Annotated in this window: 14 protein-coding genes; 7 read left to right on the top strand and 7 right to left on the bottom strand. The window is 59.0% G+C overall.

What is annotated here, in order from left to right; all coding sequences use genetic code 11:
* Nucleotides 1–88 precede the first annotated feature (88 nt).
* The 6 genes from NF685_RS12695 (at nucleotide 89) to NF685_RS12675 (ending at nucleotide 5,262) form a co-directional block, all read left to right on the top strand.
* A complete protein-coding gene (locus NF685_RS12695; RefSeq protein ID WP_252849901.1) occupies nucleotides 89–1,201 on the top strand; it encodes a glycerophosphodiester phosphodiesterase family protein in 1,113 nt (370 codons plus the stop codon).
* An 81-nt stretch (nucleotides 1,202–1,282) separates the two neighbouring features.
* The gene (locus NF685_RS12690; protein ID WP_222546147.1) at nucleotides 1,283–1,972 is read left to right on the top strand and encodes an HAD-IA family hydrolase; all 690 of its coding nucleotides are present in this window, start codon (nucleotides 1,283–1,285) and stop codon (nucleotides 1,970–1,972) included.
* Between the two features lie 9 nt (nucleotides 1,973–1,981).
* Nucleotides 1,982–2,380: an NUDIX hydrolase gene (locus tag NF685_RS12685; RefSeq protein ID WP_222546148.1), complete on the top strand. Its 399-nt coding sequence runs from the start codon at nucleotides 1,982–1,984 to the stop codon at nucleotides 2,378–2,380.
* Nucleotides 2,381–2,456: 76 nt separating this feature from the next.
* The gene (htpG, locus tag NF685_RS12680; protein ID WP_222546149.1) at nucleotides 2,457–4,325 is read left to right on the top strand and encodes a molecular chaperone HtpG; all 1,869 of its coding nucleotides are present in this window, start codon (nucleotides 2,457–2,459) and stop codon (nucleotides 4,323–4,325) included.
* A 361-nt stretch (nucleotides 4,326–4,686) separates the two neighbouring features.
* Nucleotides 4,687–4,845 (top strand): hypothetical protein, encoded by a 159-nt coding sequence (locus NF685_RS14360; protein WP_353936382.1) that lies wholly within the window; start codon nucleotides 4,687–4,689, stop codon nucleotides 4,843–4,845.
* A 93-nt stretch (nucleotides 4,846–4,938) separates the two neighbouring features.
* Entirely contained in the window at nucleotides 4,939–5,262 is a 324-nt protein-coding gene (locus NF685_RS12675) for a hypothetical protein (protein WP_222546150.1), read from the top strand.
* Between the two features lie 36 nt (nucleotides 5,263–5,298).
* Here NF685_RS12675 and NF685_RS12670 read toward each other — a convergent pair whose 3' ends face one another.
* Genes NF685_RS12670 through NF685_RS12655 form a run of 4 tightly spaced genes read right to left on the bottom strand, consistent with a single transcriptional unit; the run spans nucleotide 5,299 to nucleotide 9,732 of the window.
* Entirely contained in the window at nucleotides 5,299–6,897 is a 1,599-nt protein-coding gene (locus NF685_RS12670; RefSeq protein WP_252849900.1) for a PepSY-associated TM helix domain-containing protein, read from the bottom strand.
* Complete coding sequence (locus NF685_RS12665) at nucleotides 6,894–7,202, bottom strand: hypothetical protein (RefSeq protein ID WP_252849899.1); 309 nt, start codon at nucleotides 7,200–7,202, stop codon at nucleotides 6,894–6,896. The genes NF685_RS12670 and NF685_RS12665 overlap by 4 nt, the downstream gene beginning before the upstream one ends.
* The gene (locus NF685_RS12660; RefSeq protein WP_252849898.1) at nucleotides 7,199–7,483 is read right to left on the bottom strand and encodes a hypothetical protein; all 285 of its coding nucleotides are present in this window, start codon (nucleotides 7,481–7,483) and stop codon (nucleotides 7,199–7,201) included. Before NF685_RS12660 ends, NF685_RS12665 begins: the two co-directional genes overlap by 4 nt.
* Nucleotides 7,480–9,732 (bottom strand): TonB-dependent siderophore receptor, encoded by a 2,253-nt coding sequence (locus NF685_RS12655; RefSeq protein WP_252849897.1) that lies wholly within the window; start codon nucleotides 9,730–9,732, stop codon nucleotides 7,480–7,482. Before NF685_RS12655 ends, NF685_RS12660 begins: the two co-directional genes overlap by 4 nt.
* A gap of 276 nt (nucleotides 9,733–10,008) precedes the next feature.
* Here NF685_RS12655 and NF685_RS12650 point away from each other — a divergent pair, with 276 nt between their 5' ends.
* Nucleotides 10,009–10,920: a bifunctional helix-turn-helix transcriptional regulator/GNAT family N-acetyltransferase gene (locus NF685_RS12650; protein WP_252849896.1), complete on the top strand. Its 912-nt coding sequence runs from the start codon at nucleotides 10,009–10,011 to the stop codon at nucleotides 10,918–10,920.
* Nucleotides 10,921–11,026: 106 nt separating this feature from the next.
* Here the strand turns inward: NF685_RS12650 and NF685_RS12645 are convergent, their stop codons facing one another.
* The 3 genes from NF685_RS12645 to NF685_RS12635 form a co-directional block, all read right to left on the bottom strand.
* Complete coding sequence (locus tag NF685_RS12645; protein WP_252849895.1) at nucleotides 11,027–11,827, bottom strand: DUF1460 domain-containing protein; 801 nt, start codon at nucleotides 11,825–11,827, stop codon at nucleotides 11,027–11,029.
* A gap of 135 nt (nucleotides 11,828–11,962) precedes the next feature.
* Nucleotides 11,963–13,477 carry a sugar porter family MFS transporter gene (locus tag NF685_RS12640; RefSeq protein WP_252849894.1) on the bottom strand — a complete coding sequence of 505 codons (1,515 nt, stop codon included), beginning with the start codon at nucleotides 13,475–13,477 and terminating at the stop codon, nucleotides 11,963–11,965.
* 224 nt (nucleotides 13,478–13,701) lie between these two features.
* Nucleotides 13,702–14,499, bottom strand: a complete 798-nt coding sequence (locus NF685_RS12635) for an L-iditol 2-dehydrogenase (protein ID WP_252849893.1) — start codon at nucleotides 14,497–14,499, stop codon at nucleotides 13,702–13,704.
* Nucleotides 14,500–14,524: the final 25 nt, after the last annotated feature.

Raw genomic sequence — 14,524 nt, 5'->3', positions numbered from 1 at the left:
CCGCTCCCGTCGGGCCGCCTCGCCTTTCTTTTTGCAGCGCCTCCTTCCGGCCGTCATTCCGGCGGGAGCGGGCCTGAGGAGGTTCGATTTGCTGTCACGTCGTCACGCTCTCACTCTTGCCATGGCCGGTATCTGCGTGCCCGCTCTTGCCTGCCGGTCTTTTGCAGCGCCCTCGCTGGCACCGAAGCCGCTCGTTTTCGCCCATCGCGGCGCGTCTGCCCTGCGGCCCGAGCACACTCTCGCCTCTTACGCCAAGGCGTTGGAAGACGGTGCCGACTATATCGAGCCCGATCTGGTCATGACCAAGGACGGCGTGCTGATCGTGCGTCATGAAAGCAATATTGCCGATACGACCGATGTGGCGTCACGCCCTGAATTTGCCGCGCGCAGGCGCAGCCTGACCATCGATGGCCAGAAGGAAACCGGCTGGTTCACGACCGATTTCACGCTTGCCGAACTCAAGACCCTGAGGGCGAAAGAGCGCCTGCCGCAGCTTCGACCGCACAACACGCGTTACGACGGTCATTTCGATGTGCCGACGTTCGAAGAGGTGATCGATTTCGTTGCCGCTGAGTCCGCAGCGCGCGGCAAGGTGTTCGGGCTCATTCCCGAGATCAAGAATTCCACCCATTTCCACAGCCTCGGTCTCGATCCTGAAACCGCTTTTCTGCGCACCATCGCAGCGCATGAATACACACGTCAGGCACCGCTCGAACTCCAGTCGTTCGAGACGACCAATCTGAAAGCGATCGGAGACAGGACACGCGCCATCAACCCGCAGGCGCGTGTCATGTTCCTGATGGGCGAGCCTGGCCAGACCCCGCCCGATCTGATAGGCAAGAGTGAGGCCAGAACCTTCGGCGATTTCATGAAGCCGGAAGGACTACGCGACATACGCCGTTTTGCCGATGTCATAGGCCCTTCGAACACCGATCTGATCCCGCGCAAATCCGACAGGTCATGGGGCACGCCCACCACCCTGATCACGGATGCGCATGAGGCCGGGCTTCTGGTTCATTCCTACACGGCACGCCCTGAAAATTACTGCCTGCCGAGAGAACTGCGCGACGGCGGACCTCTGAACGCCCGCAACCCGAAGGGCATGATCGCCGAGGTCAAACGCTATCTCGACATGGGTCTCGACGGCTTCTTCACCGACGATCCCGCTCTGGGCCGCCTTGCCGTCGACACGCCGGGTTGATCCGGCACCAGCTTGCCTGCGTTGGACAGGTCATGCAGGGTCTCCCACCCTGCACACCCCGCTTCATGACGGAGATCTCCCTTGGCCGAGCACGATCTGTTTCCCGGTAAAGCCTTCGATGCCTTCCTGTTCGACATGGACGGCACGATTCTGACCTCCATCATCGCAGCAGAGCGCGTCTGGACCCTATGGGCACAAAAACATGGTCTCGACGTCGCCAAATTCCTGCCCACCATTCACGGCGTGCAGACTGTCGAGACCATACGCCGCCAGAAGCTGCCGGGTGTCGATCCCGTAGCCGAAGCGCACTGGATTACCAGCCGCGAGCTGGAGGATACCCATGGCATCGACCCCATTCCGGGAGCCAAGGCTTTTCTGAACAGCCTGCCCGAAGATCGCTGGGCCATCGTGACATCGGCCTCACGCCCGTTGGCGCTCAAGCGTATCCAGACTGCCGGGCTGCCCATGCCCAAGGTTCTGATCACGGCAGAGGATGCCCCTAACGGCAAACCCGCCCCCGATTGTTTCCTTCTGGGGGCGCAGCGACTGGGGTTCGAAGCAAAAAACTGCGCGGTGTTCGAAGATGCTCCCGCCGGCATCAAGGCGGGCGAGGCCGCCGGGGCCAGCGTCGTGGTCATTACAGCCACGCACACACATGAAGTGGATGTTCCTCACCCCACGGTACCGGGCTATGAAGCCCTCAAGGCGCATCGCCTGCCCGATGGGCGCCTGTCCATTCTGTGCGATGATGCACCGGGCATAACGGGCTGATTTTCTGCTGTGTCTGTCATCATTATTGCTGCTGCCCTGTTGCATGACGGGGCAGGCAGGATCCTGCTCGTGCGCAAGCGCAACACGCAGGCCTTCATGCAGCCCGGCGGCAAGATCGAGCCGGGCGAGACGCCGCAGGCCGCGCTCCTGCGCGAAATCGAGGAAGAGCTGGGTGTGCGCGCATCCAGCTCTTCCTGCCGCTTTCTCAAACGGATCGAGGCTCCTGCAGCCAATGAGCCCGGTCATATCGTCAGGGCTGAACTTTTCGCTCTCCTGTGGCAGGGGGACGTAACAGTGGCCGCCGAAATCGCCGAGGCACGCTGGGTCACGCCGGATGAGGCACAATCGCTTGTGCTGGCGCCCCTGACACGCGACTGCGTGCTCCCCTTATGCCCTTGCATCTCTTGAAAAAAGGAAACGGGATTTCTACTTCTTCCTTCAAATAGGTGTCGATACGACACCATGACAGTCTTGAGGGAATTCCATGACCGAGAATACAGAAAAAGATCAGGTCCAGGGCGCCGAACAGCATGAATTCAGCGCTGAAGTCGGGCGTCTGCTCGACCTTGTCGTTCACGCCCTTTATTCCGAACGCGAGATCTTCCTGCGTGAGCTGGTCGCCAATGCCGCAGATGCTTCGGACAAACGCCGTTTCGAAGCCCTGACCGATGCCGCCAAGGCGCTGCCCGCAGATGCTGCCATTCGCATCACGCCCGACAAGGATGCCCGCCTGCTGACCATCAGCGATAACGGCGCAGGCATGAGCCGTGAAGAACTGGCAAGCAATCTCGGCACCATCGCCCGTTCCGGCACACGCGCTTTCGGTGAAAAGCTGAACAGCGCCAAGCCCGAAGACCGCCCCAGCCTCATCGGCCAGTTCGGCGTGGGCTTCTACGCCGCCTTCATGGTGGCCGACAAGGTCGATGTGATTTCGCGCCAGCCCGGTTCGGATCAGGCCTGGAAATGGTCATCCGATGGCAAGGGGGCCTATACGATCGCCCCGGCCGAGCGTGAGCAGCCCGGCACGGACATCATCCTGCATATCAAAACCGATGCCGATGAGTTCCTTGATGCCTGGCGTCTGCGCTCCATCATTCGCAAATGGGCCGATCATATCTCCTGGCCGATCACCCTGCGCGAAGGCGAGGAAGACAAATCGGCCAATGAGGGTACGGCTCTCTGGCGCAAGTCGAAATCCGACATCACGCCCGAGCAGTACACGGAGTTCTACCGCCACGTCGCTCACCAGTTCGACGAGCCCTATGCAACCCTGCACTGGAATGCCGAAGGCACGACCGAATTCACGGCACTGCTGTTCATCCCCGGTGCGCGCCCGTTCGATTTCATGGAGCAGTCGCGCGAGAGCAAGGTGCATCTGCATGTGCGCCGCATGTTCATCACCGATGAAGCAGAGCTTCTGCCGGCCTGGCTGCGCTTCGTACAGGGTGTGGTCGATACAGAAGATCTGCCCCTGAACGTCTCTCGCGAAATGCTTCAGGCGACCCCTGTTCTGCAACGCATCCGCAAGGCCGTGACCAAGCGCGTACTGACCGAAATCAAGAACCGCTCGAAGGATACGGAACAGGCCGATGCTTACGGCACGTTCTGGGAGAATTTCGGCCCGATCATCAAGGAAGGCATCTGGGAAGACTCCGAGCACCGTCAGGAGCTTGCGGCCCTGTCGCGCTTCCGCTCGACAGCTTCCGACGATCCGACCACGCTCGATGGCTATCTGTCACGCATGAAACCGGGTCAGGAAGCCATCTACTACCTGACGGGTGAAAATGCAGAAGCGCTAGCCGCCTCGCCGCAGCTCGAAGGCTTCCGTGCCCGTGGCATCGAAGTTCTGCTGCTGTCGGATCAGGTAGACGGCTTCTGGCCCGATCGTCTGTCTTCCTACGAAGACAAGGTGCTGAAATCCATCAATCAGGCCCATGGCGATCTGGAGAAGTTCGAAGCTCCGACGCCTGAGGGCGAGGCCGCAGATCTCGACAAGCTGATCCCGGCGCTGAAGGAAGCACTGGGGGATGAAGTCAAGGATGTGCGTGGCACAGTGCGTCTGGTCGGGAGCGCCGTGGTGATCACGAGCGAAGGTGGCCCGGATCAGATGATGCAGCGCCTGATGCGCCGTTCGGGTCAGGGCATGCCGCCTTCGGCCCCGATCATGGAAATCAACCCGCATCATCCGCTGATCCGCGATCTTGCAGCACGCGTGGAAAAGGGTGAGAGCGTCGCCGATTTCGCACATGTCCTGCTCGACGTGGCCCGTATCCAGGATGGCGAGACACTGCCCGATGCCGCAAGCTTCGCCCAGCGTCTGACAACCATGCTGACTGCTGCTGCCAGCGCCTGAACCGGAACATCATGGGGAGAATGATTGTTTCTCCCCATGGCCGGGCAGAGGCTCTAGACAGCCTCTGCCATCGGCGCTTCTTCTCGCGGCTCGAAATCGGGAGCCAGCGAAAGAACGTCGATCGTAACAAGAAATCGACACGTGTCTCGGGCAGACGCAAAAGGCCCCTGCCCTGGGTCCAGCGGCAATGCGCCACTTCACGTAGCGCCCAGCCGGCAAGGCCATCTTCTTCCAGATGGTATGACAGCTGCCTGTGACTCTGACTGAAGCGGATCAACGCGGGCGCGTAGCAATCCAGCGAACGCCACCCCAAAAATCGTCAATCAGATCTCTAGAAGTCTGAAATCAAGATCCCGCCCGTATCACGCCCGACCAGAAACTGGATATCAGGAAAAGATGCCGCGCCGGGGGATCCCTGAAATCCATCGCTTCCGACTATAACGTTTCACTGGGAACGATCTCCCGTATCGCAAGCGGAACAGTCGAAGGTATTCGACACAAGCAGCATCATATCGTCTGAAGCGCCATATCGAGCCGCTCCCGTCACTTGAGCGCTGCGCAACCATAGCGTCTCCAGCGAGTTCAACCAGTCTATCCGACTGCGAGATGGTTCATGTCTGAAAAAAGCTTCCACCCAACCAAGGAAATGGCCTCGGCGGCACGCCACGGTCTTCGATTGCGTGAAAAATTCAATCGCGGTGGCACAGAAGCCGGTGTCAAACGCGCAGAGCAGCTGGCTGAACAGAAAGATCTGGATGAAAGCGATCTCAAATCCATGCACAGTTTCTTTGCCCGTCACAAATCGGATCAGAACACGAAAACCCATGAATGGGGATCGGACAGCGACCCCTCAGCCGGCTACATTGCCTGGCTCCTCTGGGGTGGCGATCCTGCACGCGACTGGGTCGAACGCAAGATCGAGTCACTCGACAAATAAAGCGGCGTCTTGTTCGCCCCCAAGAGAGCAAGCCTGTCAGGCAGGGCGCACCACACCCCCCTGCTGGCGGGCCAGACGCAACAGCAGAAAAGTCAGACCGAGCGCCAGCAGAGCAACGCTCCAGTTCGCTGCATATGTCTGCCCTCCCCGGAGCAGGACAAGGACCGCAAGTGTGGCGTGAGCAAAAGCCGCCAGCCAGAGCATCAGGGCTTCACCCGCAGCAAAGGGAAGCGCGCCCAGCAGCATCAGCCAGAACACACCGTGATAAATCCGGAAAGCCCAGGCCTCACTCAGTAAGCCGGGAAACTGCAGCGCAACACAAAGCAGAATGGCAATAGCTGTCATGCAGCCGGTACAGCAGCCCGTCGTCAGGCGTGAGAGAAAACACGTACTGCGCGTGTCCGTCAGGCAGCCCGTCGCCTTTTCCTTGCGGCGGCGCACGGCAATCCAGAGCTTGTTACCGGTATAGAACAGAAAAGCCCCTGCAAAGCCGAGAGCGAGATAGATCCAGCGTATCGGCACTCCGCCATAGCTACCGAAATGCAACGCGAAAAAACTGGTCAGCGCAGCAAAACCTGCCGATTGATGGCCCGGCAGATAATCGCTCCACAAAATCCGGCCGGTATAAGGATCGAGCGTTGCAAATCCACTCGTGGGGCCACGCATGACATGGGCAGGGTCGTGCCCGGAAACACGCAGAACCGGGCCAGAACCGGGCGATGCACCGCGTGATGCGTTGGGACGCATGGAATAGTCGAGGGTATCTGGCACAAAGCCCGGCGCGACCTGCGCCAGACGCGCCAGAACTTCCGCCGGAGCCAGCAATGCTGCGCCCTGCGCTGGGCGGGCCTCTGCAGGAATGCCGCCCATGGCCGGGCCATGCCCCCTGCCTTTTCCCCCGCCATGACGTTCATGCTCGCCCGAATTACCGGCGTGGGAAAGAAACTCGCCCTGCACCGCAAAAATCACCTCGTGAAAGGCGAAAATGACCGAAGTCAGCGCCATGACGATGTGAAAGGGCAAGGAGCAGAACCCGAGCAGATTGTGCAGATCGAGCCATTTGCGCCTGACGCTTCCCACCAGTCGCACTGCGAACAGCGCACGCGCCATGGCCGGTATGAAAATTATGGTGCCCGACACCAGAGCCAGCGCATAACCCAGCGCAATAAACCCCATCACGATCATGGCGGGTTCATGCGGCAAGGGCAGCCCCATGCGCTGATGCACCGTATCGATCAGCCGGGCGACAGGCGATGGTTTATGCGTAGCGGTCACGAGGCCGCCCTGAGTATCGAGCGCAGCCATCATCATGGCCGATGACCCGTGACCGTGACGTCCTTCCCCCAGAGGCCACTGCAGCCGTGCGGGATGGTCTGCATCGGGGCTGATAACGACGCTGTATTGACGACGTGCCTCGGGATAGACAGCAAAAGCCTTGTTGAGCAGCTCAGGTGTCTGCTCCAGCGATACCGCTGCCGGAAGCACTGGTGGCGGTGTCAGCCAGGCCTCCAGCGTCGGCTCGAACATGCTGATCGCCCCGGCATAGAACGCGATGAAAAGGAACAATCCCGCCACCACACCGACCCAGCTATGAACCTCACGATAGACCGCAATGATATCGGCACGCAGTTTCATGGCTGCTCACTCCCAAAAAACCCGGCGAGCAGCGTGTTGGCCAGCCATACCAGGCAGGCAATCCAGCCAAGACCGAACCATGCCCCGAGCCCGGAGTGAAACAGGAAACACAGGCTAAGACAGATCACCCAGATCAGCGCAGCCCCCCACATGAGAAACTGCGAGGACAGCATCATCGGATTGCCTGTCGCGCCACAAAGATGTCCCGCCAGAACCATCGCGCCCAGAGCCAGCACCGCACCCGCAACCAGTCCCGCGAGCGTTTTGGCGAACCATTGGCGATTATCCAGTTTCGCCACCTTCATGACCGTTCACCTTTTTTTGCGTGAAGCGCCACACCCAGAGGGAGAAGGCTGAGCACGAGCATCAGCATCGCTACCGTCATGAAGACACCGACAAGCCGATCTGTCGCGGTCACGAACCCGATCAGCGAGAGCAGCGCAAACAGACCACCCACCATCATGCAGACGCGAAACGGTGGGCGTACCCGAAGCAATTGCTGCTGTTTGCTGGCAAGATAAAAAGCGGCTCCAGCAGCCAGAGCCAGGCAAAAACCCGCAACGCCAGACAGACCCGTCCCACTCACCAGCGATACTCCAGCCGCATGGTCAGGCTTCTGCCCTGACCGTAATAACAGGCTGAAACCGCCGTACAGGTCGCCACAAAGCGCTTATTGGCGATATTGCGCATGTTGAGCGAGAAAGAGAGGCCGTTATAGCGCGGCCGCGCCACGCCAAAATCGTAGCGCAGAAACATATCATACAGCGTGTAGCCGGGGATGGAGAGCGTGTTGGCCGTATCGCCGTAGGAATGACCCGTATAGCGCACGCCACCGCCGAAACCGGCACCGCGCATCGGCCCATGCAGCAGGCGCTGATCGACAAACAGCGAGGCCATCCATTTCGGGGCCTGAGGCATGGTGTTGCCAATCTGCGAGGCGGTGTTCGATTCCGTAATTCTGGCAGCACTGCGCGTGCCCGTAAAAATCACCGCCATATCCCAGGGCAGGGTCGCACGGCCTTCAAGTTCAAGACCACGCACACGCATCTCACCTGTCTGCACAAGGCATGTCGCCGTGCCGCAAAGCTGACCGTTCGGCGCAGGCGTTGTCACATTCTGCTGCGTGATCTGATACCCGCCGAAAGTAACGTAAATGCTCTTTCCGTACTGGTAACGCAGCCCGGCCTCATACTGGTCGCCTGTCGTTGGCTTGAAAGGCTTGTTGTCGAGTGCGGTGGAGGGGTCGGACACCTGCGGCTGGAAGGACGTGGCATAGCTGAAATAGGGTGCCAGACCGATTTTGGTGCGATAGACCGCGCCAGCACGCCAGGTGAAGCGGTCATTATCGTTCAGATAGCGCTTTTTGGTCAGGATATTGAGGGTATTGTCACGCGCCCAGTCCTGACGACCGCCGACCGTGATGTAGAGATTTTCGATCTTCATCTGGTCCTGGAAATACAGACCGTTCTGCTGCGATTCCGTTGCGCCATAAACCTGCGGCGCCAGACCGGCCGAATAACCGGTCGTGCCACGCGCTACGGGGTCGAAAATATTGAGCAGAGGCAGCACAAGCGCCGAATTGACCAGATCGCGTGAGCTTTCCCAGTTGGTATAGAAATAATCCGTGCCGAACAGCAGCGTATGGCGCACGACACCCGTTCTGGCCCTCACCTCCAGCTGAGTATCCGTTGCCACGCCCTGAGAGCGCCCACGTCCTTCGACAGCACGGCGATTGACCGTCTGATAGGGCACGCATCCCTTGATGCTGGCGGTGCATTTCGTGAGCGTATCGCCCGATAACACGGTCGAGCGGTAAAGGTTATCCAGATACGTGTAGCGCGTGTTGTTGCGCAGCGTGACGATGTTGTTGAACCGGTGCTCGAGGAATGACCCCGTCAGCACCTGCGTGCGATCGAAAGTATTCCAGTTCGGCTCGCCGATATTTTCGTCATTGGCAATATATCGTCCTTTCGAGGGCACAAGCGTGCCGGTCATGGGGAGAAACTGGAAGGTCGAGCCACCGGTGTCACGCTGATACTGCGCCAGCAGCGTCCAGCTCGATCCTGGCGCATAGGCCCATGTCAGGCTGGGCGAGACATAATACCGCCCGCTATCCACATCGTTGACCTGCGTACCGCCATAGCGGGCTACAGCAACGATACGCCCCCTCACGGTGCCGGATTTATTGAGTTTTCCAGAGACGTCACCCGAGGCCTGACCCTGCCAGTTGCCAAGCCTGGTATAACCGATGGTCTGGAGAAAAAATTCGCCATGCGATTTCTCGGTCGGACGCTTTGTGGTCAGATTGACGATACCACCGGGCGCTGTCTGACCGTAAAGCGCGCCAGACGGTCCCTTCAGCACTTCGATCTGCTGGAGCGCGAACGGGTCGAATGAGGTGCGTGTCCATTGCCCGCCGGAAGGCAGGCGCAGCCCATCGACGAAATTGTTGTTGGACGAAAAGCCCCCCGCTCCGAAGCCACGCACCGACACTTCATCCACACGGTTATCCACACCCGAAGGCTCAGCCTGCACGCCCGCCATATAAGAGAGCGCATCGGCAATCGTCGGGGACGCACGCAGCTCGATCTCCTCACGCGTCACGATCGAAATCGTCTGCGGTGAGTCGATAATGGGTGTGCGCGTTTTGGTTGTCGCCCCCGCCTGAGACAGGCCGGTCGCCGAAACGATGATAAGCTCATCGGCTTTCTTCGGTGGCGCCACGACCGGTTTTTTGCGCAGGATCGAATCCGGCCGCGTATCGTCCGCCAGAGCGGCACTGAGAGAGGTCGCACTTGCAAGAGCAAGAACGACAATACCGGTTATCCTGCGCATCGTTTCAAATTCATCGTGATGAAAGTGGGCCAAAATCTTTTATGCCCATCTTGCAAATGCGAGTCATTGTCAATTCAAAGGTGACGAAAGAGTCAGGTTTCATTCACTTATGCAGCAACAAAGCCACAGCGCGCTTCATGCGCCACCGGAACGAGCCCGCGAACGCTCAGCCTTTATTGCGCTTCCGGTTTGTAATGATGCTGCTCGCGCCTTCTCGACTTGCCCTGATGCCTCGCGCATGTGAGGACTCTTCAAAACCAGAAAGGAGCGTTTGATATGGATAATACGATCGAGGCCATACGTCGCTTCAACCGATTTTTCGTGCAGCATATCGGTGCACTCGATGCGCAGTTTCTCGGCTCTGCCATGAGTATGGGCGAAGCGAGACTGCTGATCGAAATTGCCCGTCATGCGCCTGTAACTGCGGCAAGCCTGCAGGAAATGGCCCAGATCGATCGCGGCTATCTCAGCCGCATGATCGCAACATTTGGCAGACGCGATCTGATCACACGCGACCGGCTGGATCACGACAAACGGATCCGGCCCATCCGCCTGACGGAAAAAGGACAGGCGCTTGTCGAAGATCTCGATATGCGTCTGAGGGAGGCGATAAGCAGAAATCTCGATGCACTCGACCCGGTGGAGCAACAGGATCTGGTTGCCTCGCTTACCCGTGCCCATCTCCTGCTTGCGCCGAAACGCCAGACCACCCTGACCCTGCGCGCACCCGGCCCGGGTGAGGTCAGTCTGATTGCCGCACGCCAGTCAGCCCTTTACGCGCAAAGCCATGGCTGGGGCCATAAACTGGAATGCCTGATTGCTGAGACCGCATCGCGCTTCCTGCGCCAGTTCAATGCCGAGAAAGAATCCTGCTGGGTGGCCGATCTCGATGGCGTCATGGCGGGTGCCGTGTTCCTGACCGATGAAGGCGAACGCAGGGCAAGGCTGAGATTACTGCATGTCGAGCCCTTTGCGCGCAGGCGCGGAATTGGCGATGCGCTCGTGCAGCAATGCCTCTCCTTCGCCCGCGAGAAACACTACCGCTCCGTTATTCTCTGGACGCATACAGTGCTCGAAACCGCACGACGGCTCTATGCGAGAAACGGGTTTACCTGCGTCGCCACGGCGCCGCACGACCTGTTCGGCGTACCGCTTCAGGGAGAGGATTGGGTCTGCGAACTCGCCTGATTTTCCTGAACCCGGATATTCCTGAACGGGGCGCGATCCCGAGACTTTACCCGCCCCATGTCGATCAGCCCCGTATTGTCGGGGCTCGATGTCATTCAGTCTCGTGTCACTCGGCTTCGTTCATACGCAGAACCAGAAATCCCGGCTTGTTTCTGAGATAATCCTGAAGAGGCGTATCGACGACCTTCATATTCGCTTTCAGGGATGACGCATTACGAAACCGGAGAATGCCATCTTTCCAGATGGCCAGACCGGTATGGGTCACATCCAGCCCATCGAGCGCCGTATAGATACCGATCACATCCCCCGTATGGATTTTTGCCGCAGTTTCCGGGGTCAAGGCCTCGGGGGGCAGCCAGGCAATATCGCGCGGATGAATATCCAGCCCCTGGATATAGACCCCACCATGACTGCGCTGGTTGAGGTTCTTGTGCGTTACCCTGACCTGAGATGAAATCTCGCGCGTAATATCGCGTGCATTCTGCGGCGACAGAGCTACCCAGTCCGTCAGAAAGTGGCGTCTGTTCAGATAGGTAATCCGACCGTTCCGGTAGCGTGTCTTTTCGAGGACGTCGATAAAGCCGCCCTTGTCACGCGAGAGCGTCAGGGCGCGCACGAGATCGATAAAGGTATAGCAATCGACCCCATCAAACCGGATGACCAGTTCCTCAGGAATTTCTGGTCCGCCGATCAGGGTATTGGCGATATAAGGCGTACCCAGAAATGCCGCTGAAATTGCCGATACACGCTGTGAAAAACCGGATATCCGGGCGGTGAGGGTTTCGATCTGGTGCAATCTTGCCTGATCGGATGGAGAAAACACCGTATCGGCCGCCTGAGCCGCGCAAGGCAGGACGGTCGCCACGCAAAGCCCGATTATGCTTCCCAGTCTGCTTGCCCGGTTCATACCCGCACCCCTTCTGATCGATCTCATGCGACCGCAATAGACAGGGTTACAGACAAACCGGACTGGTGGGAAACCCAATCCTCACCTCACCTTCTTTTCAGGCGCAATGCGGCCCCCATCACCACAGTCCCATCGTTACAGTCTCATCGTCGCAACCCCATGAGCTGCCTCATGTGACGCATCGAGCTTGCGTATCCGGCGCGGACTGAAGCTCCCGGCGCGCAGATTGCCCTCGATATCCTCAAGAGACAGACCCGCAGTCTCCGGCACGAACCGCCAGACGAAAACAAACGACAGGAAATTGATCCCCGCATAAATCCACATGGTCGCGCCGATACCGACAGCCTGCACCAGCGTCAGGGCTGTTCCCGTAACCAGCAAGTTACTGCCCCATAGCATCGCCGCATGAAGCGCCGTTGCAGGGCCGCGCATACCGAGCGGAAAAAGCTCTGCCCCCAGCAGCCAGCCGCAGATCTGAATACCGCCGGAATTGAACATCATGAACAAAAGCAGAAAGGCGACCGTCGCCAGCGCACCGATACCCTGATGACTACCGGACATGAAGGACAGACCGAGCCCGATCAGACTCACTACCGAGCCAGGAATCATGATCAGCATCAGACGACGACGCCCGACACGGTCGACCAGAAAACACCCCACCAGCGTCACGACAGCGTAGACCAGCGCCACGCCAACACTGGCCAGCAGGGCAGCATTCTTGCCAAACCCGGCATCGGAAAGAAATGTCGGAGAATAATAGATCATCATCTCCAACCCGCCGCATTGCGTGAAAAAGGCGACACCCAGAGCTGCCACAAGAGCAGGTCGCGCCCAAGGCTGGGCCAGACCGGCCCAGCCGGAATTCTCGGGGTTGATCGACTGACGGATACGCTCGATCTGAGTCAGTTCCTGATGAATATCGGGCTTTGTATGACGCACACGCTCAAGAATGCGCGCCGCCGCCAGCAGCCCCCGTTTTTCGGCAATCCAGCGCGGACTTGCCGGCATAAACAGCATCACCACAAAAACCAGACCGGCAGGAATGGAGGCGACCGACACCATGCGGCGCCATGACCAGACATCGTGATAATAATACCCGACGATATTGGCCAGAACGATCCCCACCCCGATCGCAACATTGAAGGTCGTCACCAACGTGCCACGATACCGACTGGGCGAGAGTTCGGAAATATACATGGGCACCACCTGGGTCGAACCGCCTACCGCAATGCCAAGCAGGAAACGTGCAGCAATCAGAGCGCCTATACTGGGTGCCAGCGAACATAATATCGCCCCGAGCGCGAACAGGAACAGCACGACCAGCACGGTTTTCTTGCGCCCCAGATATTCCGACGACCAGCTCGTCACCAATGCGCCCATGACAGCGCCCGCCAGTATGGAAGCCGTAACGATTTCCTGCTGCGTGTGAGACAGACCGAATTCCCGCGTCATGAGCAAAAGCGCCCCGGAAATCACACCTGTATCGTAGCCGTAAAGACCGCCGCAGACTGCCGCAGCAAAGGATGCGACAGCCAGAATGAGCCAGGCTGAACGACCCGGTGAGGTTTCTGCCACGATCGCGTCGATTCCGGACCGGTCGGTGGCTGCCCCCCCACCGCTACTCCCATGAGAACGGTTCAGTTTCGTCATGTTTTCCCCTTCGTCAGGGCAAGCGCGATCCTTCACGCCGGAAGCGGATCACGGTCGGAGCCGTATTCCGTTCAACAGCATGGGCGCAGCCCGTTTCATGATGCAGGCCAGACGGCCTGCACCTCGGTCTTGTCGTCTTGTGGTCGGAAAAAAGCGTCAGGCCTGTGCTAGTCGGCTCAGGATCGATCCCTCGCGACGCTTACATCACAGGCCTGCCGATGGCATCAGCTCATCCAGTTGCCGCCATCGATGTTATAGGTCTGCGAGACGATATAATCGGCATCTTTGGACGCCAGAAATACCGCAAGCCCCCCGATCTCGTCAGGGCGTGCCATACGCCCGAAAGGCACCGATGCACCGACGATACGCTTCTTCTCACCGAGAGGCAGATTCTCGTATTGTGCAAAGCGACGATCCACATCGTCCCAGTGCTCGTTATCGACCACACCCGGCGCGATGGCATTAACGTTGATGCCGTATTTGATGAGATCGAGCCCCGTGCTCTGCGTCAGGGAAATAACCGCCGCCTTGGAAGCACAGTAGATCGCAACCAGCGGCTCGCCACGACGCCCGGCCTGTGAAGCGAAATTGATAATCTTGCCGCCATGACCCTGCGCAATCATCTGACGTGCCACCGTCTGAAGCGTGAAAAGCAGTCCTTCCACATTCACCGCGAATATACGGTGATAGCTTTCGCGGGTGATCTCGACCGTTGGCGCAAGATCGAACAGCCCGGCATTATTGACCAGAATATCGATACGACCGTAACGCGCAATAATGGCGGCCAGCGCTGCATCGATGGACTCCTGACGGGTCACGTCGAGCTTCACGCCCAGATGCCCTTCGCCCAGCTCGGCTGCCGCGCTCACAGCGCCTGCCTCGTTAAGATCGCCGATCACGACGCTTGCGCCCTCGCTGGCATAGCGTTCGGCAATCGCGCGGCCGATACCGCGTACGGCACCGGTAATCAGGGCGATACGGTTCTGGAGGGGCTTGCCCTGTGTGGTATTGGTGGCGTTCATGTCTTGAATCCTTCTGCTGCAGTCT

The sequence above is a fragment of the Asaia lannensis NBRC 102526 genome, assembly GCF_024054035.1.
GTDB classification, from domain to species: Bacteria; Pseudomonadota; Alphaproteobacteria; order Acetobacterales; family Acetobacteraceae; genus Asaia; species Asaia lannensis.
Note: the sequence above shows the minus strand (reverse complement) of the source record. Positions and strands in the feature narration are given on the sequence as shown.